Source organism: Pseudomonas sp. PAMC 25886 (genome assembly GCF_000242655.1).
Lineage (GTDB): Bacteria > Pseudomonadota > Gammaproteobacteria > Pseudomonadales > Pseudomonadaceae > Aquipseudomonas.
Window position 1 is genome coordinate 49,180 of the sequence record NZ_AHHC01000070.1, and the last position, 19,671, is coordinate 68,850.

The 19,671-nt window shown below is 60.0% G+C and carries 23 protein-coding genes and 5 tRNA genes; 19 read left to right on the top strand and 9 right to left on the bottom strand.

Annotation, left to right across the window (positions count from 1 at the left end):
- Positions 1 to 69: 69 nt before the first annotated feature.
- The 5 genes from pilV (at position 70) to thiO (ending at position 3,371) form a co-directional block, all read left to right on the top strand.
- Positions 70 to 546 (top strand): type IV pilus modification protein PilV, encoded by a 477-nt coding sequence (pilV, locus tag MUM_RS0124030; RefSeq protein WP_032882132.1) that lies wholly within the window; start codon positions 70 to 72, stop codon positions 544 to 546.
- Positions 543 to 1,250, top strand: a complete 708-nt coding sequence (locus tag MUM_RS0124035) for a PilW family protein (protein ID WP_029616073.1) — start codon at positions 543 to 545, stop codon at positions 1,248 to 1,250. Before pilV ends, MUM_RS0124035 begins: the two co-directional genes overlap by 4 nt.
- Before the next feature lie 7 nt (positions 1,251 to 1,257).
- A complete protein-coding gene (locus MUM_RS0124040) occupies positions 1,258 to 1,785 on the top strand; it encodes a pilus assembly PilX family protein (protein WP_010174970.1) in 528 nt (175 codons plus the stop codon).
- Between the two features lie 12 nt (positions 1,786 to 1,797).
- The gene (locus MUM_RS0124045) at positions 1,798 to 2,199 is read left to right on the top strand and encodes a type IV pilin protein (RefSeq protein ID WP_010174972.1); all 402 of its coding nucleotides are present in this window, start codon (positions 1,798 to 1,800) and stop codon (positions 2,197 to 2,199) included.
- Positions 2,200 to 2,261: 62 nt separating this feature from the next.
- Complete coding sequence (gene thiO / locus MUM_RS0124050; RefSeq protein ID WP_010174974.1) at positions 2,262 to 3,371, top strand: glycine oxidase ThiO; 1,110 nt, start codon at positions 2,262 to 2,264, stop codon at positions 3,369 to 3,371.
- Here the strand turns inward: thiO and MUM_RS0124055 are convergent.
- Both MUM_RS0124055 and MUM_RS0124060 read right to left on the bottom strand, forming a co-directional pair.
- On the bottom strand, positions 3,358 to 3,591 hold the full coding sequence (locus tag MUM_RS0124055; protein ID WP_010174976.1) for a PP0621 family protein: 234 nt from the start codon (positions 3,589 to 3,591) through the stop codon (positions 3,358 to 3,360). The two genes, thiO and MUM_RS0124055, sit on opposite strands and share 14 nt — an antisense overlap.
- A gap of 127 nt (positions 3,592 to 3,718) precedes the next feature.
- Entirely contained in the window at positions 3,719 to 4,744 is a 1,026-nt protein-coding gene (locus MUM_RS0124060; RefSeq protein WP_008432851.1) for an outer membrane protein assembly factor BamD, read from the bottom strand.
- 149 nt (positions 4,745 to 4,893) lie between these two features.
- Here MUM_RS0124060 and rluD point away from each other — a divergent pair, with 149 nt between their 5' ends.
- The 7 genes from rluD to MUM_RS0124095 all read left to right on the top strand — a co-directional run bounded on the left by rluD (position 4,894) and on the right by MUM_RS0124095 (position 10,008).
- A complete protein-coding gene (gene rluD, locus MUM_RS0124065) occupies positions 4,894 to 5,856 on the top strand; it encodes a 23S rRNA pseudouridine(1911/1915/1917) synthase RluD (RefSeq protein ID WP_003215899.1) in 963 nt (320 codons plus the stop codon).
- Positions 5,853 to 6,578: a peptidoglycan editing factor PgeF gene (gene pgeF / locus MUM_RS0124070; RefSeq protein WP_010174980.1), complete on the top strand. Its 726-nt coding sequence runs from the start codon at positions 5,853 to 5,855 to the stop codon at positions 6,576 to 6,578. Before rluD ends, pgeF begins: the two co-directional genes overlap by 4 nt.
- Positions 6,579 to 6,729: 151 nt before the next feature.
- Positions 6,730 to 9,294, top strand: coding sequence for an ATP-dependent chaperone ClpB (clpB, locus tag MUM_RS0124075; protein WP_010174982.1), 2,565 nt, complete (start codon positions 6,730 to 6,732; stop codon positions 9,292 to 9,294).
- A 300-nt stretch (positions 9,295 to 9,594) separates the two neighbouring features.
- A tRNA-Asn gene (locus tag MUM_RS0124080) sits at positions 9,595 to 9,670 on the top strand.
- 9 nt (positions 9,671 to 9,679) lie between these two features.
- A tRNA-Pro gene (locus tag MUM_RS0124085) sits at positions 9,680 to 9,756 on the top strand.
- Positions 9,757 to 9,761: 5 nt separating this feature from the next.
- Positions 9,762 to 9,837: transfer RNA gene (locus MUM_RS0124090), tRNA-Lys, on the top strand.
- A gap of 94 nt (positions 9,838 to 9,931) precedes the next feature.
- Positions 9,932 to 10,008, top strand: a tRNA-Pro gene (locus MUM_RS0124095).
- A gap of 192 nt (positions 10,009 to 10,200) precedes the next feature.
- Here MUM_RS0124095 and MUM_RS0124100 read toward each other — a convergent pair.
- The 3 genes from MUM_RS0124100 to MUM_RS0124110 form a co-directional block, all read right to left on the bottom strand.
- Positions 10,201 to 11,499, bottom strand: coding sequence for an NAD(P)/FAD-dependent oxidoreductase (locus MUM_RS0124100; protein WP_010174984.1), 1,299 nt, complete (start codon positions 11,497 to 11,499; stop codon positions 10,201 to 10,203).
- A 60-nt stretch (positions 11,500 to 11,559) separates the two neighbouring features.
- Positions 11,560 to 11,733 (bottom strand): DUF3094 family protein, encoded by a 174-nt coding sequence (locus MUM_RS01000000132670; RefSeq protein WP_010174986.1) that lies wholly within the window; start codon positions 11,731 to 11,733, stop codon positions 11,560 to 11,562.
- Positions 11,734 to 11,822: 89 nt separating this feature from the next.
- Positions 11,823 to 12,452 carry a DUF1780 domain-containing protein gene (locus MUM_RS0124110; RefSeq protein ID WP_008437312.1) on the bottom strand — a complete coding sequence of 210 codons (630 nt, stop codon included), beginning with the start codon at positions 12,450 to 12,452 and terminating at the stop codon, positions 11,823 to 11,825.
- A gap of 102 nt (positions 12,453 to 12,554) precedes the next feature.
- On the opposite strand from MUM_RS0124110, the gene MUM_RS0124115 reads away from it, so the two are divergent.
- From MUM_RS0124115 to MUM_RS0124125, 3 genes are all read left to right on the top strand, one after another.
- Positions 12,555 to 13,022 carry a hypothetical protein gene (locus MUM_RS0124115; RefSeq protein WP_010174989.1) on the top strand — a complete coding sequence of 156 codons (468 nt, stop codon included), beginning with the start codon at positions 12,555 to 12,557 and terminating at the stop codon, positions 13,020 to 13,022.
- The gene (locus MUM_RS0124120) at positions 13,019 to 13,708 is read left to right on the top strand and encodes an energy-coupling factor ABC transporter permease (RefSeq protein ID WP_010174991.1); all 690 of its coding nucleotides are present in this window, start codon (positions 13,019 to 13,021) and stop codon (positions 13,706 to 13,708) included. The genes MUM_RS0124115 and MUM_RS0124120 overlap by 4 nt, the downstream gene beginning before the upstream one ends.
- 65 nt (positions 13,709 to 13,773) lie before the next feature.
- A complete protein-coding gene (locus tag MUM_RS0124125; RefSeq protein WP_003215917.1) occupies positions 13,774 to 13,989 on the top strand; it encodes a hypothetical protein in 216 nt (71 codons plus the stop codon).
- Here MUM_RS0124125 and yacG read toward each other — a convergent pair.
- The 4 genes from yacG to MUM_RS0124145 are packed head-to-tail and all read right to left on the bottom strand — an operon-like array spanning position 13,986 to position 16,886.
- Positions 13,986 to 14,186 (bottom strand): DNA gyrase inhibitor YacG, encoded by a 201-nt coding sequence (gene yacG, locus MUM_RS0124130; protein WP_010174995.1) that lies wholly within the window; start codon positions 14,184 to 14,186, stop codon positions 13,986 to 13,988. The genes MUM_RS0124125 and yacG overlap by 4 nt on opposite strands.
- Positions 14,183 to 14,806, bottom strand: a complete 624-nt coding sequence (coaE, locus tag MUM_RS0124135) for a dephospho-CoA kinase (protein ID WP_010174998.1) — start codon at positions 14,804 to 14,806, stop codon at positions 14,183 to 14,185. Before coaE ends, yacG begins: the two co-directional genes overlap by 4 nt.
- A complete protein-coding gene (locus MUM_RS0124140; RefSeq protein ID WP_010174999.1) occupies positions 14,803 to 15,681 on the bottom strand; it encodes a prepilin peptidase in 879 nt (292 codons plus the stop codon). The genes coaE and MUM_RS0124140 overlap by 4 nt, the downstream gene beginning before the upstream one ends.
- A complete protein-coding gene (locus MUM_RS0124145) occupies positions 15,678 to 16,886 on the bottom strand; it encodes a type II secretion system F family protein (protein ID WP_010175001.1) in 1,209 nt (402 codons plus the stop codon). Before MUM_RS0124145 ends, MUM_RS0124140 begins: the two co-directional genes overlap by 4 nt.
- 201 nt (positions 16,887 to 17,087) lie before the next feature.
- On the opposite strand from MUM_RS0124145, the gene MUM_RS0124150 reads away from it, so the two are divergent.
- The 4 genes from MUM_RS0124150 (at position 17,088) to MUM_RS0124165 (ending at position 19,551) form a co-directional block, all read left to right on the top strand.
- Positions 17,088 to 17,501, top strand: a complete 414-nt coding sequence (locus tag MUM_RS0124150; RefSeq protein WP_010175003.1) for a pilin — start codon at positions 17,088 to 17,090, stop codon at positions 17,499 to 17,501.
- A gap of 86 nt (positions 17,502 to 17,587) precedes the next feature.
- Positions 17,588 to 18,997 (top strand): O-antigen ligase family protein, encoded by a 1,410-nt coding sequence (locus MUM_RS0124155; protein ID WP_010175005.1) that lies wholly within the window; start codon positions 17,588 to 17,590, stop codon positions 18,995 to 18,997.
- Between the two features lie 39 nt (positions 18,998 to 19,036).
- A tRNA-Thr gene (locus tag MUM_RS0124160) sits at positions 19,037 to 19,109 on the top strand.
- 136 nt (positions 19,110 to 19,245) lie between these two features.
- On the top strand, positions 19,246 to 19,551 hold the full coding sequence (locus tag MUM_RS0124165) for a DUF6388 family protein (RefSeq protein ID WP_010175007.1): 306 nt from the start codon (positions 19,246 to 19,248) through the stop codon (positions 19,549 to 19,551).
- Positions 19,552 to 19,671: the final 120 nt, after the last annotated feature.

Sequence of the window (19,671 nt, forward strand, 5' to 3'; positions counted from 1 at the left end):
TAGTCTTGCGTCGCACTGCGGATTTCCCGCTGCTTTTTTTGACGACCTTCGACATGGATGGCGACGGTAATGAATACGTGCCCTGCAATATTTCACCCTCGACCGACCCAGGTCGGGATGACCCTGGTCGAGGTTTTGGTGTCTGTACTGATCCTGGCCATTGGCCTGCTGGGGGCGGCGGTGATTCAGCTCAATTCGTTGAAATACACCGACAGTTCCAGGATGACCAGTCAGGCCAGTTTCATTGCGTACGACATGCTTGACCGGATCCGTGCCAACTCCGGTGCCGATTATTCGTGGGGGCAGAGCGAGCGCGCGCCTGCGAGTACTTCGGTCGCGAGTGTCCGTGATCTGGACCTGCACGATTTCGAAGCCAACATCGCAGGATTTGCCGGGGAGAGCGCCAAGGGTTCGGTGGTGGTCAATCAGCGCGAGGTGACGATCAGTATCAGTTGGGACGACTCCCGTGGCGCGAAGGCTCAAGGGGCCCGGGAAACATTTACCCTGACCAGTCGGGTTGCCGTCGACCCGAGGGTGCGGCCATGAGAGGCCCAGGTCGCGGTTTCAGTCTGGTGGAGATGCTGCTGGCATTGGCCCTCGGCCTGGTGCTGATCCTGGGCGTGACGCAGATTGCGCTCAGCTCCCGAATCACTCATGCCAGTCAGCGTGCAGCTTCGCTGCTGCAGGATGATGCACGGTTCGTCCTCGGCAAGCTGATTCAGGAAATACGCCAGGCAGGCATGTTCGGTTGCCTGTCCACGGCCTCGATCAGCAACGCGCCTGCGGGTTTCGATCGGCCCATCGGCTGGAGTGCCACCGGCAGCTCCCGGTCCCTGACGCTGGTGACCGCTGGCGTCGGAGAGGGCGGCAGCAAGCCCGATTGGACAGTGCTCTCCGACTGCACCGTTGCTGCCCAAGCCTATGCGGGGAGCGCGCCGGCACTCGCGCCCGGGCAGATCCGCTTTCCACTGCGCAGGCTGACGTACACCTTCGAGGGCGGGCAATTGAAGTTCAGCACGCTGGCGGCCCCGAGCAAGGCGGTGCTTGTGGATAACGTGGGGGCGTTCGATATCAGTTTCGGGGTGGCCGGGAAGGCGGGCTCGACGGTTGTCACCCGATATGATCCCAACCCCGGCGATGAGTCGCTGATACGTAGCGTGCGGATTTTACTGACGCTTCAGGATCCGGCGGGGTTGGTGAAAGACCAGACCTATAGCGTTGTAGCGGCGCTGCGTAATCGTCTGGAGTAGCGGGCCCATGGTTTATGACTTCTCCCGTTCAAGGCAGGCAGGCATGGTGTTGCTGATCAGCCTGGTCTTTCTGCTGCTGTTGGCGCTGCTCGGGTTGTCTTCGATGGAGGGGGCAATCTCGCAAGAAAAAATGACCGGCGGTGTTCGCCAGCGCAACCAGTCGTTTCAGCTGGCCGAAAGCGGCCTCAGGCTTGGCGAGTCTGTGGTGCAGGCGCCCGGGTTTGCCCTGCACCCTTGTCGCTCGATTGCCGCGTGCGCGCCACCTGCCGAGTCGGTTTCGGTCGCGGGGCCGGGGACGAACCCCGTGTCGACGGTCACTTGGATCGGGATGAAGGATGGCATCTACGGTATTCAAAACCTGGGGCCGGGGACGGGCTTGGCCCATCTCCCGGCAGACATCCAGGCCACTCTCTATCGCGTGACGTCGGTGGGTGTCAGTGGTCACTCGCGATCGGTCCTGGAATCTGTGTATGCGCGCGTCGGCAGCGGCCCCGATGAGCGTTTTCGACGAATCATGTGGCGGCAACTTCAATAGGTGAACAGCACGATGAGCAAGGATTGCACAGGCTTCACCCTGATCGAATTATTGATCGCCGTGGCGATCATCGGCCTCCTGGCCGGGGTTGCCTATCCCGGGTATGCCAGCCATATGAAAAAGGTCTATCGTGCGGAAATTGCCGGGTTGCTGACTGAACAGGCCCAGCTCCTTGAGCGCTATTACGCGAGGAACGGCACTTTTATTGATGCGACCGGCGTCATCGCCGGCAATGATCGCTATAGAATCACCCCTGCATTGAACCCTCAGGATTTCATTCTGCTTGCCACGCCGGCGATTGACTCGGTGATGGCCGGCGATCCCTGTGCCGCCTTCAGCCTGAGCAGTACCGGTGCGCGAAGCAATCCGGGAGCCGCGCCTGATATGACCCGCAAGGCGTGCTGGGGGCAATGATGAGGAAGCTGGACGATTGGGCGCCGGGCGTGCCTTTTTCTTTTTATCGGCTGGATCGAACAATGGCTAAGCAACAGCAAGTAGTGGTTGTGGGTGGTGGGGTAATCGGGTTGTTGACGGCGTTCAACCTGGCGACCCAGGGGCAGGCGGTGGTGCTGTTGGATCGTTCGGCGGTCGGGCAGGAGTCTTCGTGGGCAGGCGGCGGCATTGTTTCCCCACTGTACCCGTGGCGCTACAGCCCGGCGGTAACTGCCCTGGCGCATTGGTCCCAGGACTTTTACCCGCAACTCGCGGAGCGTCTGTTTGCAGCGACTGGCGTTGATCCGGAAGTTCACACCACGGGCCTGTATTGGTTGGATCTGGACGATGAAGCCGAGGCGCTTGCCTGGGCCGCCCGCGAAGGCCGTCCGTTGAGCAAGGTGGATGTTTCAGCTGCCCATGACGCTGTGCCGGTGTTGGGTACCGGGTTTTCCGAGGCGATCTATATGGCGGATGTGGCCAATGTGCGTAATCCGCGACTGGTCAAATCCCTCAAGGCGGCCTTGTTGGCCCTGCCAGGCGTGACGATTCACGAGCAGTGCGCGGTTGATGGGTTTATTCAGGACGGCGGGAAGATTGTTGGTGTGAACACGGCGCTTGGGCCGATCCGTGGTGATCAGGTAGTGCTCGCCGCCGGGGCCTGGAGCGGTGAGTTACTGGGCAGCCTGGGGTTGGCGTTGCCCGTGGAGCCGGTCAAGGGCCAGATGATCTTGTACAAGTGCGCGTCGGACTTTTTGTCGAGCATGGTCCTGGCCAAGGGCCGTTATGCGATTCCCCGGCGCGATGGGCACATTCTGATCGGCAGCACGCTGGAGCATGAAGGCTTCGACAAGACCCCCACCGATTCCGCGCTGGAAAGCCTGAAGGCCTCTGCCGTCGAGTTGATCCCGGCCCTGGCCGATGCTCAAGTGGTGGGACATTGGGCCGGCTTGCGGCCCGGCTCGCCGGAAGGCATTCCCTATATTGGCAAGGTGCCCGGGTTTGAAGGGCTGTGGCTCAACTGCGGGCATTACCGCAATGGCCTGGTGCTGGCGCCGGCGTCCTGCCAGTTGTTCGCCGATTTATTGCTGGAGCGTCAGCCGATCATTGATCCGACACCGTACGCGCCGGCAGGCCGAATCAGCGCTGGATAGCCTTCGGCCCTTGCTCCAGATGCGCCTGGGTGCAATACCATTCCTGGCGCAGGCTCAAGGCTCGGTCCTGTGGCAGGTGAAGGCCGCAGTGGGCGCAACGCACCATCTGGATCGTGCCGGGTTCGCTGGGCCGCTGCTGTTTGGCGGCCGGGCTTTTGAATTTGCGCCAAAACCATACCGCGGCAGCAATAACGGCAATCCAGAACAGTAGACGAACCATGGTGGGCAGCTTCTCGACAAGGAATTCGGCAGTTTAGCCAAGGACGTGACAGGCGCACAGCGGAATTAAATCGCAGGCAAAAAAAAGGGAGACCCGAGGGTCTCCCTTTTTGCATCGCAGCGAACAATCAGTCAAAGATACCGAAAGTCATGTAGCTGAACCACGAGCGGTCTTCGTTGTTGCCCAGGGCTTGAGGCCCTTGCTCTTCGATAATGTCGCCGTTTTCGTCACGAGGCTTGAGGTCCGATGGAATCGAATCCTTGGCGTCCTGGTATTGCTTGATGATGTCCTGGTTGGCGCGGGTTTCGCCCGGCGGCAGCGGTGGACGGGACTCGATCAGGCCCAGGGTGTATTTGCTCAACCACGAACGGTTGTCCGCTTCGGCTACCTGCGGTACGAACTGGCCGTCCTTCAGACTTGGGTGGTCCGGGTAGTTGAGCTTCAGGGTTTCCAGGCTGGTAGCGGCCAGGGCGTCCAGGTGCAGGCGCTGGTAAGCCTCGGTCATCACGGCCAGGCCGTCACCCACGGACGGGGTTTCCTGGAAGTTTTCCACTACATAGCGGCCACGGTTCGCGGCAGCAACATACGCCTGACGGGTCAGGTAGTAGTGGGCTACGTGGATCTCGTAGGAAGCCAGCAGGTTGCGCAGGTAGATCATGCGCTGCTTGGCGTCAGGCGCGTAGCGGCTGTTGGGGTAGCGGCTGGTCAGCTGGGCGAACTCGTTGTAGGAGTCGCGGGCAGCGCCCGGGTCACGCTTGGTCATGTCCAGCGGCAGGAAGCGCGCCAGCAGGCCAACGTCCTGGTCAAACGAGGTCAGGCCCTTGAGGTAGTAGGCGTAGTCCACGTTCGGGTGTTGCGGGTGCAGGCGGATAAAACGCTCGGCGGCGGACTTGGCAGCTTCCGGCTCGGCGTTCTTGTAGTTGGCGTAGATCAGCTCGAGCTGGGCCTGGTCGGCGTAGCGCCCGAACGGATACCGCGACTCCAGTGCCTTCAGCTTTGCCGTGGCGCTGGTGTAGCTGTGGTTGTTCAGGTCGGTCTGAGCTTGTTGGTACAGCTCGACCTCGCTCAGGTTTTCGTCGACGACTTCCTTTGTTGACGAGCAAGCAGCAGTCATGGCGAGGATGGCGATCAGCAGCAGGTGTTTCACTTGCATGGCGGCTTGCGTCCCTATGACGGCCGCTGTCTTGGGCGGGGCCGTCCTGTTATGATGAGCGCCCCTTGGAAAGCCTCGGGGCAAAAGACGCCGTATTTAACCACAAGCGCGCAGCCGAAACCAAAGGCTGTGCCACGCCTAGTCTGAGCATGTCCGATAAAATTGAACTTCGCGCAGAGGTGCCGTCCGAATTGGGCGGCCAACGCCTCGATCAAGTCGCCGCACAATTATTCGCTGAGCACTCGCGCTCGCGCCTTTCCGCCTGGATCAAAGACGGCCGCCTGACTGTGGATGGAGCGGTTATCCGCCCGCGAGACATAGTCCATGGTGGTGCGATTCTTGAGCTGACTGCCGAGCAGGAAGCCCAGGGAGAATGGATCGCCCAGGACATTGAACTGGACATCGTCTACGAAGACGACGACATCCTGGTGATCAATAAACCCGCAGGCCTCGTGGTTCACCCGGCCGCCGGGCACGCTGATGGCACCCTGCTCAATGCCTTGCTGCACCACGTGCCGGACATCATCAATGTCCCGCGCTGCGGCATCGTGCACCGTCTGGACAAGGACACCACTGGCCTTATGGTGGTGGCCAAGACCATTCAGGCGCAGACGCAGCTGGTCACACAACTGCAGAGCCGCAGCGTCAGCCGGATCTACGAATGCATCGTGATCGGCGTGGTAACGGCGGGTGGCAAAATCAATGCCCCGATCGGTCGCCACGGCCAGCAGCGCCAGCGCATGGCGGTGATGGAAGGCGGCAAGCAGGCCGTCAGCCACTACCGTGTACTTGAGCGTTTCCGCTCCCACACCCACGTGCGGGTGAAGCTGGAAACCGGTCGTACCCACCAGATTCGGGTGCACATGGCGCACATCAACTTCCCGTTGGTCGGAGATCCGGCCTACGGTGGCCGCTTCCGTATTCCGCCTGCGGCCAGTGCAACCATGGTTGATTCGCTGAAGACCTTCCCGCGCCAGGCGCTGCATGCCCGCTTCCTGGAGCTGGATCATCCGACGAGCGGTAAGCGGATGAGCTGGGAATCGCCACTTCCAGACGATTTTGTCTGGTTGTTGTCGCTGCTCAAGCAGGATCGCGAGGCGTTTATCGGATGAGTGACTGGCTGATTCCTGACTGGCCCGCGCCGGCCGGGGTGAAAGCCTGTGTTACCACCCGTGCGGGCGGCGTCAGTGTGGCGCCGTTCGACAGCCTCAACCTTGGCGATCATGTCGAGGACAGTCTCGACGCCGTCCTTGAAAATCGCCGTCGCCTTACCGACGCCTTCAATATTCAGCCGGCCTGGTTGCGTCAGGTTCACGGTGTTGGTGTGGTTGAGGCGGATCCAAGTCGGACTGCCGAAGCAGATGGCAGTTGGACCAGCACCCCAGGCATCGCCTGCACATCAATGACGGCAGATTGCCTGCCTGCCTTGTTTTGCAATCGCGCCGGCACCCGCGTGGCCGCAGCCCATGCCGGCTGGCGTGGGCTGGCCGCTGGCGTATTGGAAGCGACCGTTGAAAGCCTGGATCCCGAGCCTGCCGACGTACTGGTGTGGCTGGGCCCGGCGATTGGCCCGCAAGCCTTTGAAGTCGGCCCGGAAGTGCGTGAAGCCTTTATGCAGCAACTTCCGGAAACGATTGCGGCGTTCGTCCCCAGTCAGAACCCGGGCAAGTTCATGGCCGATATTTATCAGTTAGCCCGCCTGCGTCTCGCAGCCTGCGGCGTTACTGCTGTCTATGGTGGCGGCTTCTGCACGGTGACCGATCCTCGCTTCTATTCCTACCGCCGCAGCCCGCGCACGGGTCGGTTTGCCTCCCTTATCTGGCTTGAACGCTAGACTCTCTTGACTTGGGTCAATCCTGACGCAAGTCAGCAATAGCCCGCTTGAATCTTCCAGAATCCACCCCATCTATAAGGGTATCTGGCAGGTTTCTTCATTCAGGATGTGTTTGTTCATAGCTCCGGCCTGCTCAAAAGGAAGGTGACTAATGCGTATTGATCGTTTAACCAGCAAATTGCAGTTGGCTTTATCTGACGCCCAATCTCTGGCGGTTGGCCTGGACCATCCGGCCATCGAGCCTGCGCACTTGATGCAAGCGCTTCTGGAGCAGCAAGGCGGTTCCATCAAACCCTTGTTGATGCAGGTGGGCTTTGACGTCAACAGCCTGCGCAAAGAGTTGAGCAAAGAGCTCGACCAACTGCCGAAAATCCAAAATCCGACTGGCGACGTGAATATGTCCCAGGACTTGGCGCGCCTGTTGAACCAGGCCGACCGTCTGGCCCAGCAGAAGGGTGACCAGTTCATCTCCAGTGAAGTGGTGTTGCTCGCCGCGATGGACGACAACAGCAAACTCGGCAAACTGTTGCTGGGCCAGGGCGTGAGCAAGAAAGCCCTGGAAAATGCCATCAACAACCTGCGCGGTGGCGAGGCGGTCAATGACCCTAACCACGAGGAGTCTCGCCAGGCCCTGGACAAATACACCGTCGACCTGACCAAGCGCGCCGAAGAAGGCAAGCTCGATCCGGTGATCGGCCGTGACGATGAAATTCGTCGCACCATCCAGGTCCTGCAGCGTCGCACCAAGAACAACCCGGTGCTGATCGGCGAACCTGGCGTGGGTAAAACCGCGATTGCCGAAGGCCTGGCCCAGCGCATCATTAATGGTGAAGTGCCGGATGGTCTTAAAGGCAAGCGCCTGCTGTCCCTGGACATGGGGTCGCTGATTGCCGGTGCCAAGTTCCGTGGCGAGTTCGAAGAGCGCCTGAAATCCCTGCTGAACGAACTGTCGAAGCAGGAAGGGCAGATCATTCTGTTTATCGACGAACTGCACACCATGGTCGGCGCCGGTAAAGGCGAAGGCTCGATGGACGCGGGCAACATGCTCAAGCCGGCACTGGCCCGCGGCGAGTTGCATTGCGTCGGTGCGACCACACTGAACGAATATCGCCAGTACATCGAGAAAGATGCGGCCCTTGAGCGCCGCTTCCAGAAAGTACTGGTGGAAGAACCGAGCGAAGAAGACACCATCGCGATCCTGCGTGGCCTGAAAGAGCGGTATGAGGTCCACCATAAAGTGGCGATCACCGACGGGGCGATCATTGCGGCGGCGAAATTAAGCCATCGCTACATTACTGATCGTCAGTTGCCGGACAAGGCCATCGACTTGATCGACGAGGCGGCCAGCCGCATTCGCATGGAGATCGATTCGAAACCCGAAGTGCTGGACCGTCTGGATCGGCGCCTGATTCAGCTGAAGGTTGAGTCCCAGGCCCTGAAGAAAGAAGAAGACGAGCCGGCGAAGAAACGCCTGGAAAAACTCCAGGAAGAAATTGTTCGTCTGGAGCGCGAGTATTCGGACCTCGAAGAAATCTGGACCTCGGAAAAAGCTGAAGTACAGGGTTCTGCACAGATCCAGCAAAAGATTGAGCAGTCCCGTCAGGAACTGGAAGCAGCCCGCCGTAAAGGCGACCTGAACCGCATGGCCGAGTTGCAGTACGGGGTGATCCCGGACCTGGAGCGCAGCCTGCAGATGGTCGACCAGCACGGCAAACCTGAGAACCAGTTGCTACGCAGTAAAGTGACCGAGGAAGAAATCGCCGAAGTCGTCTCGAAGTGGACCGGTATCCCTGTGTCGAAAATGCTCGAAGGCGAGCGCGACAAGCTGCTGAAGATGGAAAGCCTGTTGCACCAGCGCGTCATCGGCCAGGAAGAGGCGGTGGTTGCGGTGTCGAACGCGGTACGGCGTTCCCGGGCCGGGTTGTCCGACCCGAACCGTCCGAGCGGCTCGTTCATGTTCCTCGGCCCGACCGGCGTGGGTAAGACTGAGCTGTGCAAGGCCTTGGCCGAGTTCCTCTTTGATACCGAAGAGGCCATGGTGCGGATCGATATGTCCGAGTTCATGGAGAAACATTCCGTGGCTCGCCTGATCGGGGCGCCACCAGGCTATGTCGGGTACGAGGAGGGCGGTTACCTGACCGAAGCAGTACGGCGCAAGCCTTACTCGGTGATCCTCCTGGACGAGGTCGAGAAGGCCCACCCGGATGTGTTCAACGTGTTGCTGCAAGTGTTGGAAGATGGCCGGCTGACGGACAGCCACGGGCGTACCGTGGATTTCCGTAATACGGTGATTGTGATGACCTCCAACCTGGGCTCGGTACAGATCCAGGAACTGGTGGGTGATCGTGAAGCCCAGCGCGCAGCCGTGATGGACGCGCTGACCAGCCACTTCCGGCCGGAGTTCATCAACCGGGTCGATGAAGTGGTGATCTTTGAGCCTTTGGCGCGGGATCAGATCGCGGGCATCACCGAGATCCAGTTGGGCCGCCTGCGCAGCCGCCTGGCGGAGCGCGAGTTGTCGCTGGAGCTGAGCCGCGAGGCGTTGGACAAGCTGATCGCCGTCGGTTACGACCCAGTGTATGGCGCACGGCCGTTGAAGCGTGCGATCCAGCGCTGGATAGAGAACCCGCTGGCACAGCTGATCCTGTCGGGCAGCTTTATGCCGGGCACCAGCGTCGAGGCGATGGTGGAGAACGACGAAATCGTCTTCCACTGAGTTCAGGCTGTAGCGCTGTAACAAGAGGCCCCGCATTGCGGGGCCTTTTTTTTCGATAGGGCGTTGAACTGTAAGGCAAAGGCTTGTAAAGTGCGCCCCGCAGCAACGTCAGCCCAACGGTTTCTTCTCCCCAAGAAGAAATCAGAAAGAAGCGCAAATCCTTGTCTTAAAAGCAATTTAAAGGGTTGACAGAGGTTTTTAAGATTGTAGAATAGCGCGCCTCAGAGGCACTAACGTAGCGATACGGAAGCGTCGAAGAGAAGGTAACAAGCAACAACGTAACACTTTGAAATATGTAGTTCCGTGATAGCTCAGTCGGTAGAGCAAATGACTGTTAATCATTGGGTCCCAGGTTCGAGTCCTGGTCACGGAGCCAATTTCAAACCGGGGTATAGCGCAGTCCGGTAGCGCGCCTGCTTTGGGAGCAGGATGTCAGGAGTTCGAATCCCCTTACCCCGACCATATTTGGGTCGTTAGCTCAGTTGGTAGAGCAGTTGGCTTTTAACCAATTGGTCGTAGGTTCGAATCCCACACGACCCACCATTTTTGAGACCAGTTAATGCTGGAATCGAATCTTAAGATCAGAGGCCAAAAGCGCTGATCGAAGAAGGCGACTGAGAGGTCGCCTTTTTTTTACCGGGGTATAGCGCAGTCCGGTAGCGCGCCTGCTTTGGGAGCAGGATGTCAGGAGTTCGAATCCCCTTACCCCGACCATATTAAAAATCCTCGTATCGAAAGATACGGGGATTTTTTTTGCCCGCGGAATCCCGGCCGCACCACAAAACAAATGTGGGAGCGGGCTTGCTCGCGAAAGCGGTGTGTCAGTCAGTACATCTGGCACTGAACCACCGCTTTCGCGAGCAAGCCCGCTCCCACACTAACCGAGTCCTATCCCGGAACGTGCTGTCAGTGCAGTTTCAGGCGCGGCTCGGTCCCGCGCCCAATCTTGCTTCCCAGCATCAGCATCGCCGTGCGGAAGAAGCCATACAGCGCCATCTGGTGCATGCGGTACAGCGACACATAAAACATCCGTGCCAGCCAGCCTTCCAGCATCACGCTGCCGGTCAGGTTGCCCATCAAGTTACCCACTGCCGAAAAACGCGACAGCGAGATCAGCGAGCCGTAGTCGGTGTACTTGTACGACGGCAGGTCCTTGCCCTCAATCCGCAGTTTCAGTGACTTGGCCAGCAACGAAGCCTGCTGGTGAGCCGCCTGGGCCCGCGGTGGCACATTGCGGTCGGTGCCGGCTTGTGGGCAGGCCGCGCAATCACCAAAGGCGAAGATATTCTCGTCGCGGGTGGTTTGCAGGGTCGGCAGCACTTGCAGCTGGTTGATACGGTTGGTTTCCAGGCCATCGATGTCCTTGAGGAACCCTGGCGCACGGATCCCGGCAGCCCAGACCTTGAGGCTGGCCGGAATGATCTGGCCGCTGCTGGTGATCAGGGCGTCGGCAGTCACCTCACTTACGGCGGAGTTGGTCAGTACAGTCACCCCGAGTTTCTCCAGGGTTTTATGCACAGGCCCGCCAATTCGCTCCGGCAGGGCGGGCAACACCCGTGGACCGGCTTCTATCAGGGTGATGTGCATGTTTTCCGGCTTGATCTTGTCCAGGCCGTAGGCCGCCAGTTCATGGGCAGCGTTATGTAGCTCGGCGGCCAGCTCGACCCCGGTGGCACCGGCACCGACGATGGCGACGCTGATCTGCTCCACCACATCCGTCTGCCCCGCATGGGCTCGCAGATAGTGGTTGAGCAATTGCTGGTGGAAACGCTCGGCCTGTTTGCGGGTGTCGAGGAACAGGCAGTGCTGCGCCGCGCCCTCGGTGCCGAAGTCATTGGTGGTGCTGCCGACCGCGATCACCAGGCTGTCATAGCCCAGCACGCGTGCAGGCACCAGTTCTCGGCCTTCTTCGTCGAGGGTGGCGGCCAGCTGGATTTTTTTCTGCTCACGATCGAGCCCGCTCATGCGCCCCAGCTGGAACTCGAAGTGGTTCCATTTGGCTTGGGCAACATAGTTGAGTTCGTCTTCCGAAGAGTTCAGCGATCCGGCCGCCACCTCGTGGAGCAAGGGTTTCCAGATATGGGTCAGGTTGGCGTCCACCAGCGTGATGCTGGCGGTGCCGCGCTTGCCCAGAGTCTTACCCAGGCGGGTAGCCAACTCCAGGCCGCCGGCGCCGCCGCCGACGATAATAATACGATGGGTCATGGGGATATCTCGCAAGGCTAAAAGAAATCGGTGCGGTTACCCGAGCGAGCGCAAGGCAGCTCATAGCGTCAGGTAACTCAAAAGACGGCTCAGCAAACCCAGGCCGATCACTGCAACCAGCACCACGGCAAGGAGCAGCCAGGGCCGGAAAGGCTTGCGCTCGACTTGGTTCTGGGACAGTTGCAGGTACTCTTCGACATGCTGTTGGTCGTCGGGGTTCAGGCGGCTGGTCATAAAGGCCTCGTCAGGTAGACGTTGCTGAAGGGCGCCACGTTACAGTCGGGTGATTGGCGGCATTGCCAGAAGCATAGTCGCCAACCTGATCACAGGCTGATGCCCACATCAAACACTATGCTGCGCCCCAGATTGTTGCGCAAGAAGTCCGGAGCGTCCGGATGAGCAAACAATACGCGCGCAAAGGTCGGACCCACGAGGGACAGTGAGCGCCACCCCTGGCGCAGGTACTCGGTGGGTGGTGGAAAATGGCTGTTGAGGTCCAGTACTTCGCGCTTGAGGCTGGCGAAGGCGATGAGGTCCAGCTCCCCCAGGTCCATCCCGCGCTCTTTATAGTTGTGCGCCTTCTTGCGCAGTGTGGGCGCCAGGCGCAGCAGGAATTCGTGGGCGGGAATGCGCCGGGGTTTGGCTTCTCGTCGAACCAGTTGGCTCAGGGAAAAGGCGCTGCGCCGACGCAGCAGTTCGTCGCGCCACTCGTCGTTCAGGCGCCGGCCTTCATCGAGTACGAAAAACACCTCGAAGCTGGCATCGCGAAACAGCACATCCGGCGGCTCTTGCCCGGCGGCGTGGAATTCTTCGGCGCGGTAGGGCACGTTCAAGCCTTGCAGCAGGCGCTGGCAGACCCAACGCTCACGCTCCCATTTGCGGGCATTGGACAGGAACGCATTGGCTTGTTCGGCCGCTACGGTGAGCAGGCGCAAATAATCTGAGTCATCCATGTCACCAGCTTAGCGTCCAAATGATGACCGCAGGAAGTCCCGTATCAAAAGGTCGGTGTAGACTGGCTACTCGACAGTTCCCCCAGGCATGAGGAGTGTGCAGTGAAGTTTTTTGTGGTGCTGTTCTTGAGTCTTTTACCCGTGTGGGCCCAGGCCGTCGAAGTGGGTGAGCGTGTTGCACCCTGGACATTGCTTGACCAGTTCGACCAGGCCTACACCCTGGATGACCAGGCGCAATCCTTGTTGGTAGCGCGCAGCATGGACGCCGCAAAAATCGTCGACGCAGCGCTGCAAGGGCAGCCCAAGGGCTATCTGGAGGCGCGACATGCGGTGTTTCTCGCCGATATCCAGCGCATGCCGCGGCTGATTGCGAAGATGTTCGCGGTGCCGGCCATGCAGGCCTACAACTATCGGGTCATGCTTGATCGCGATGCGCGTATAAGCCCGCGCTATCCGGCTGCTGTGGATAAAGTGCTGTGGCTGCAACTGGATCACGGCAAGCTGGTGGCACAGCATGAATACGACTCCGCCGCTGAGTTGCGCCAGGCCCTGGAGCAGGTGCAGCCGTGATCAGCGCCGCGGTGCTGGCGCCGGAAACCCTCAGCATCGGCTGGCTGCTGTATGCGCCGGTGGTGATGTGGGCGCTCCTGCGCTCGCCGTGGGTCGAGCTGTTTGCTGACCGGCGGCGCCAGCATTTGCTGTTTGGCACGGTGTTCGCGCTGTTTATGTTGTGGCTGGTACGCCGGGATTTCGACACGGGGGTGTCCTACCACTTCATCGGCATGACCGCCGTGACCTTGCTGCTCGATTGGCCCCTGGCGATCGTCGGTGGCTTGGCCGCACAGCTCGGCCTGGTGTTGCTCGGCCGCCAGGACCTGGCCGCCGTGGGTGTCAATGGCATGCTGCTGATCCTGCTGCCGGTACTGGTCACCGAAGGCTGTGCGCTGCTGGTGGAGCGGGCGAAGCCGCGCAATCCCTTTGTGTATATCTTCTGCTCGGGATTTTTCGCGGCCGCGTTGTCGGCTTTGTTGTGCCTGCTGGTGGGCCTGGGGTTGTTGTGGTTCGACGGCCGTTTTGCGATGCCGGAGTGGATCGAGGATTTTGTCGGCTATTTGTGGCTGATCATTTTTCCCGAGGCCTTTATCAACGGCATGGTGATCAGCGCCCTGGTGGTGTTCTGCCCGGAGTGGCTGGAGACATTCAACCGCACCCGCTACCTCTCGGCGCCCTGGAAGGATGACGATCCACGGCCTTGATCCAGGTCAAATCCTGCACGCGCAAGTGGTCGCATGCTCTGCAAAATTTCCAGGAGCACGGAATCATGAGTGTGTACGAGTGGGCGCGGCAGGAGTTACGCAGAAGCCAGGACGCGGCGCAGGAAATCGGCTTTGACCCGGGCTTGACCCTGCGGGCCATGCTCAGTGCGGTGGTGCAGCAGAGCAAGGGCGTGCGCAGTTTTGAAGACCTGGCCGACGAGCTGCAATACCTTGCAGAGAATCTCGACGACCAGCAGGACTATGGCTTTATGCGGCCTTAGTGTTTGGGCTGAAAGTCTTCGGAGAACAGTTCGTCTTCGGCGTCCGGGCTGACCGGGATCTTGTGTTCTTCCGACGCCCAGGCGCCCAGATCGATCAGTTTGCAGCGGTCCGAGCAAAACGGGCGGTTGGGGTTGGTCGCTTTCCATTCCACGGGTGCACCGCAGGTTGGGCATTCGACGGTCAAGGGTTGGCTCATGATCGGCCTCCACGCAAAGTAAGGTAAAAGTGGTGCAGTCGCTCGACCTCGGCATGCAGCCGGGCCAGGTCCTGGTCATTGACCAGCACGTCATCGGCGTGGCGCAGGCGGTCTTCACGGGTGGCCTGGGCCTTGAGAATCGCCTGCACCTGTTCTTCGCTGATGCCGTCGCGCTGCAGGGTACGCTGAATCTGCAACGATTGCGGCACGTCGATCACCAGCACGCGCTGGGTCATGGTGTACTGGCCGGACTCGATCAGCAACGGTGACACCAGGATCGCGTAAGGCGATTGGGCGCGCGCCAGGTGGCTGCGAATCTCTTCGGTGATCAGCGGGTGCAGCAACGCCTCCAGCCAACGGCGTTCGTCAGGCACTTCGAAGATCAGCTTGCGCAGCGCCCCACGGTTCAGTTGCCCGTCAGGCTGTAGCACGCTCGCCCCGAAATGCTCGGCAATCTGCGCCAGGGCAGGGCGCCCGGGCTCGACTACCCAGCGCGCGGCGTGGTCGGCGTCAATCAGGTCCACGCCAAGCCGTACGAAGTGTTCAGCTGCCGCGCTTTTGCCACTGCCGATACCGCCAGTGAGGCCGAGAATCCAGGGTGTTGCAACAGAAGTGGTCATCTGAAACCGACAGACTGCAAATAGAAGTCGGTTATTTGACCACCCCAGAGCAATGCAATCCAGCCGGCAATTGCCAGATACGGACCAAAAGGCATTGGAGTGGAGGCTTGGGCTTTGCGCAGGCGCAATAGAACCAGGCCACCCATCACGCCCACCAGGGATGACAGCAACAGCGTCATCGGCAGAATTTGCCAGCCGCCCCAGGCGCCGAGCATTGCGAGTAACTTGAAATCACCGTAACCCATACCGTCCTTGCCGGTAATCAGCTTGAACAACCAGAACACCGACCACAGGCTCGTGTAGCCGGCTACCGCACCCCAGAGCGCATCGGGCAATGACACAAAAACGCCAACACTGTTGAGGATCAGCCCCATCCACAGCAACGGCAGCACCAGCGCGTCCGGCAGCAGTTGGTGATCGACATCGATCAGGCTCATCGCCAGCAGTCCCCAACTCAACACCATCACCGCACCGGCTGCCCAGCCAAAACCGAAATGCCAGGCGACAACCGCAGAGATCAACCCGCACGCCAATTCGGTGAAGGGGTACCGCGAGCCGATAGGTTGATCGCAACTTGAGCAGCGCCCTTTGAGCAGTAAATAGCTGACCAGCGGAATATTTTCCCGGGGGCGAATCGGGTGGCTGCAGTTCGGGCAGCAGGAGTTGGGCCGCATCAGGTTATAGGGGGCGGCAGCGGGCTCGGCGGGAAGGCCAAGGACTTCATGGGCCTGGGCTCGCCATTCACGCTCCAGCATCTTTGGCAGGCGCCACACCAGCACGTTGATAAAGCTGCCGACAATAAGCCCCAGCACCAGTGCGCCTGATACAAACACCCAGGGCTGATAAACAAGGATTTCAGTCAGTGGCGTGCTCAAAAGGCCGTACCGAGCTGAAAGATCGGCAGGTACATGGCGAGCACCAAAGCCCCGACGATGCCCCCCAGTACCACCATGATCAGCGGCTCCATCAGGCTGGTGAGGTTGTCCACCAGGTGGTCGACGTCTGCCTCGTAATGGCTGGCGACTTTTTCCAGCATATGGTCGAGCGTGCCCGACTCCTCGCCGATGGCGGTCATCTGGATCGCCATGCCGGGAAACAGGCCGCTGACAGCCATGGATTCATTCAGTTGGGTTCCGGTTGATACGTCGTGGCGCATACGATTGATTGCCTGTTTGAACAGCCCATTCCCCGTGGCGCCTGCCACTGAATCCAGTGCTTGCACCAGTGGTACGCCCGCAGCAAAGGTCGTCGAGAGCGTGCGGGCGTAGCGGGCGACCGCCGATTTTTTCAGCAGTGTGCCTGCCACGGGTGCTTTCAACAAACTGGCATCGAGCCAGTGACGAAAGCCTGTCGATGAGCGATAGGCTTTGCGCAGCCCCGCAAAACTGGTGCCCGCGACCAGGATCAGCACCCAGCCGTTATGCCGCATAAACTCCGACAGGCTGATGACCCCGAGGGTAAAGCCCGGCAACTCGGCATCGACGCCGGCAAACAGGCCCTGGAACTGCGGCACGACGTGAATCAGCAAGATCGCACTGACCAGGGTGGCGACTGCCAGAACGGTCATGGGATAGGTCATGGCCTTTTTGATTTTGGCTTTCAACTGTTGGCTTTTTTCCAGGTGAATGGCGACCCGTTCCAGCAGTGCCTCGAGTGCGCCCGCCTGCTCACCCGCTGCAATCAGGTTGCAGTACAGCTCATCGAAGTAACGTGGCTGTTTCTGCAAGGCGGCGGTCAGGCTGCTGCCGGCGGCGATCTCCTGTTTCAAGCCCTGAACCAGGGCACGCAGGTGCGGGTTGTCGACGCCTTCGGCGATGATGTCCAGTGCCTGCAAAAGCGCGATGCCGGCCTTTAGCAGCGTTGCCAGTTGGCGAGTGAAGAGGGCGATCTCTGCCGGCTTGACTGGCGTAGCCAGGCTCGGCCAGCCGGTGATTTTTTTCCGTACACGCCCGGGGCTGATCCCTTGTTGGCGCAATAGCGCCTTGATCAACGCAGGATTATGGCCGCTGGTTTCCCCAGACACTTTGCGCCCTTTGCGGTTGACGCCTTCCCAGGCATAGATCGCTGAAACATCATTCATTTCGCAGTTCCGCACACAGACAGTGGAAGATTTATAGCTTAGTCAGGTGACGGATTCGGGCAGGGGCGTCTTCAGCGAAAAAATGTCAGTTTGTGCGTCTTGTACAGGATTGGTTGCGCGGGGGTGAGTACACTGGCGCGGTTACCGAGACGGGGTGCAGGATGCGCCTTGCGACAGGTTTTATTCTGGAGAGTGAATGTGATGCGTCAGAAAGGCTTTACCTTGATCGAGTTGTTGATCGTCGTGGCGATCATCGGCATTTTGGCCACCATCGGCCTGCCCATGTACACCAAGCACCAGGCCAAGGCCAAGTTCACCGCTGGGCTGGCTGAAATCTCCGCGCTGAAGGCGGGCTTTGAAGACACGCTGAACCAAGGCACGGCGCCAACCCTGGCGTTGATTGGCGGGACCAGCCCCACGGCCAACTGCAAGATTGATGTTACCGGTGACGTCGCCACGGGCGCGGGTACGATTGCCTGCGAAATCCTCGACGCGCCCGCGCCGGTCCTGGGCAAGAGCATCACCTTGACCCGTAGCGCCACGACCGGCTGGAAGTGCACCACCACGGCAGAAGACTCATTCGCTGCCAAAGGTTGTGCCTCCGGCGGCGCCTGATAGCAAGGTCGTCTACTGTTTACGCAACAAGGGAGAGCGTTTGTGTAAACCGCTCCCTATGCGCCACAAGGAAGTAGAGGTTGCCGATGACGTTGTCCGTACAGTTGCGGGGGAGCACGTTCCTTGTGCTGGTGATGTGTTTGCTGACGCTGGCGATTTGCGCGCCTTTCAGCAGCCACGACTGGCAACGTGTGGTGCAGATATCGGTGGCGCTGTGTGCGGTGGTGTATGGGCTTAGCTCACCACGGGCAAAGCAATGCGTCGATAGGCCGACAGCGCTCGGGGTGGCGCTGATTGGGGGGATGGGGCTGGTGTCTGCAGTGTTGGCCCATCAGCCAGTCTGGGCCTTGACCGAACTGGCGATGGCCATCAGTTGCGGTGCCATCGCCGTTGCTTTCAGTCGGGTCAGGGGCAATGGCGATGAATCCCTGGACCGCGTCCTGATCCTGTTCGTATTGCTGCTGTGCCTGATCAAAAGCATTCAGTACCTGTATGCCGGCTTCCTCGCGTTTACCAGCGGTGAAACGGCACTGAACACCGATTTGCTGCTGTCCGGATTCTCCAACAAGCGCTTCTATGGTCAGTTCCAGACCTTCACCCTGCCGCTGCTGGCGCTTCCCTTGCTGCTTTCAACTGTCTCGCGTACTGCGCGGGCAATGGTGTTTATGCTGCTCTGTGTCTGGTGGCTGATTGCGATCAGCGGCGGTACCCGTGGCACGTGGCTCGGTATGGGAGCTGCCGGCTCCTTGCTGGTGTTTTTGGGGGCGCCGGGGCGGCGCTGGCTGGCCTGGCAGTTGGCGGCGCTGGCCTGCGGCTTGTTGTTGTATTGGTTGATGTTCACCGTGTTGGCAGGTTACTTGGGGATTGAAATTTCCAACGGTGCCGTAGACCGCCTGACGACCAGTTTGTCAGGGCGTGGGCCCATCTGGTGGCAAGCCTGGAACATGATTCTTGAGCGTCCTTTGCTGGGCTTCGGGCCGATGCATTTCGCCGATATTGCCAACGACATTGCCGCTCACCCTCACCAGGCGGTTCTGCAGTGGGCCAGCGAATGGGGCGTGCCGTCGACGCTGTGTGTGATCGCGCTGGTTGCGTGGGCGGGTTGGGCAACCGTGGGCGTATTGCGTGAACGTGCGTTGTCGTTGGCGCCCGTGGATCTGCTGCGGCTGTGCCTGTTTGCCTCGCTGATTGGTGCGCTGACCCAGGCCCAGGTGGATGGGGTGATCGTGATGCCGGTTTCGCAACTCTGGCTGGCGCTGGTGGCCGGATGGCTGATGGCATTGCATGTATGGAGAACTCCACCGGTCGCCCAGGCGCCGATGTTGTACAAGACCTGGATCGCGGCGAGTATCGTGGCCGTCGGCCTGCTGGTGTTTGTCGCGATTCGTGACGTGCCCCGCCTCACGGAGCGTAGCGAGCACTACATGACCCTGAGCAACGGGCACCTGCAGCCACGCTTCTGGGTGCAGGGTGTGATTGCTCTCGAAAAGCAGTGAGTTGCCGGACGTCCAAGGCAGTGCTAGCTTTAGCCCACCGCCCGTGTAGCTCAGCCGGTAGAGCAGCGCACTCGTAACGCGAAGGTCGCAGGTTCGATTCCTGTCTCGGGCAAAAAGGCAACACAGTTTTCAGATGATCCCAGAATGGTTCTGAAGGCCAGACGAACCGGTATTCATGCCTGTTCTTTTGTATCTGCGCGACCTTGATGACCCAGATGCATCCCCATTCCTCGATCTAAGAGAACGACATGACCACACAAGAAATGACCCAGGAAGCGCGGCACGAAGCAGCCCTCAAAAAGTACGTCGCGGAGTCGCCGGAACTGCTGGATGAGATCAAGGACCTGAGCGCCGATGATCAAAGGGACCAGATCCAATGGTCATTTGAGGATGAGGCCGAGGCCCAGGGCTTGCAGCCATGGGAACTGACCCTGAAGTACACCTCCACCCCCGAAGAGTTCGAGGCCGCGCGCCTGGCATTGCACAAGGAGGCCGCCGAGGTGCTGGGTGTCGACTGGAATGAGTATTGCGGAATGAATAACCTCGCGATCTGAGTCGTAACCGAGCGAGCTTTTGTGGCGAGGGGGCTTGTCCCCCGTTGGGCTGCGAAGCAGCCCTTAAACCTGCTCCCCAGTTCTTGCTGGCAGAATGCGGCGATCTCTTGGGGCTGCTGC

What these genes read in the sequence shown, in the direction of transcription:
- rluD (WP_003215899.1), top strand. Translation starts at nt 4,894, where the DNA reads ATGTCCGATAAAATTGAACTTCGCGCAGAGGTGCCGTCCGAATTGGGC.
- MUM_RS0124145 (WP_010175001.1), bottom strand. Translation starts at nt 16,886, where the DNA reads ATGAATGATGTTTCAGCGATCTATGCCTGGGAAGGCGTCAACCGCAAA.
- MUM_RS0124110 (WP_008437312.1), bottom strand. Translation starts at nt 12,452, where the DNA reads ATGGATGACTCAGATTATTTGCGCCTGCTCACCGTAGCGGCCGAACAA.
- MUM_RS0124060 (WP_008432851.1), bottom strand. Translation starts at nt 4,744, where the DNA reads ATGCAAGTGAAACACCTGCTGCTGATCGCCATCCTCGCCATGACTGCT.
- MUM_RS01000000132670 (WP_010174986.1), bottom strand. Translation starts at nt 11,733, where the DNA reads ATGACCAGCCGCCTGAACCCCGACGACCAACAGCATGTCGAAGAGTAC.
- clpB (WP_010174982.1), top strand. Translation starts at nt 6,730, where the DNA reads ATGCGTATTGATCGTTTAACCAGCAAATTGCAGTTGGCTTTATCTGAC.
- coaE (WP_010174998.1), bottom strand. Translation starts at nt 14,806, where the DNA reads ATGACCACTTCTGTTGCAACACCCTGGATTCTCGGCCTCACTGGCGGT.
- MUM_RS0124035 (WP_029616073.1), top strand. Translation starts at nt 543, where the DNA reads ATGAGAGGCCCAGGTCGCGGTTTCAGTCTGGTGGAGATGCTGCTGGCA.
- yacG (WP_010174995.1), bottom strand. Translation starts at nt 14,186, where the DNA reads ATGAGCCAACCCTTGACCGTCGAATGCCCAACCTGCGGTGCACCCGTG.
- MUM_RS0124100 (WP_010174984.1), bottom strand. Translation starts at nt 11,499, where the DNA reads ATGACCCATCGTATTATTATCGTCGGCGGCGGCGCCGGCGGCCTGGAG.
- MUM_RS0124150 (WP_010175003.1), top strand. Translation starts at nt 17,088, where the DNA reads ATGCGTCAGAAAGGCTTTACCTTGATCGAGTTGTTGATCGTCGTGGCG.
- MUM_RS0124045 (WP_010174972.1), top strand. Translation starts at nt 1,798, where the DNA reads ATGAGCAAGGATTGCACAGGCTTCACCCTGATCGAATTATTGATCGCC.
- MUM_RS0124125 (WP_003215917.1), top strand. Translation starts at nt 13,774, where the DNA reads ATGAGTGTGTACGAGTGGGCGCGGCAGGAGTTACGCAGAAGCCAGGAC.
- MUM_RS0124155 (WP_010175005.1), top strand. Translation starts at nt 17,588, where the DNA reads ATGACGTTGTCCGTACAGTTGCGGGGGAGCACGTTCCTTGTGCTGGTG.
- pilV (WP_032882132.1), top strand. Translation starts at nt 70, where the DNA reads ATGAATACGTGCCCTGCAATATTTCACCCTCGACCGACCCAGGTCGGG.
- pgeF (WP_010174980.1), top strand. Translation starts at nt 5,853, where the DNA reads ATGAGTGACTGGCTGATTCCTGACTGGCCCGCGCCGGCCGGGGTGAAA.
- MUM_RS0124165 (WP_010175007.1), top strand. Translation starts at nt 19,246, where the DNA reads ATGACCACACAAGAAATGACCCAGGAAGCGCGGCACGAAGCAGCCCTC.
- MUM_RS0124040 (WP_010174970.1), top strand. Translation starts at nt 1,258, where the DNA reads ATGGTTTATGACTTCTCCCGTTCAAGGCAGGCAGGCATGGTGTTGCTG.
- MUM_RS0124055 (WP_010174976.1), bottom strand. Translation starts at nt 3,591, where the DNA reads ATGGTTCGTCTACTGTTCTGGATTGCCGTTATTGCTGCCGCGGTATGG.
- thiO (WP_010174974.1), top strand. Translation starts at nt 2,262, where the DNA reads ATGGCTAAGCAACAGCAAGTAGTGGTTGTGGGTGGTGGGGTAATCGGG.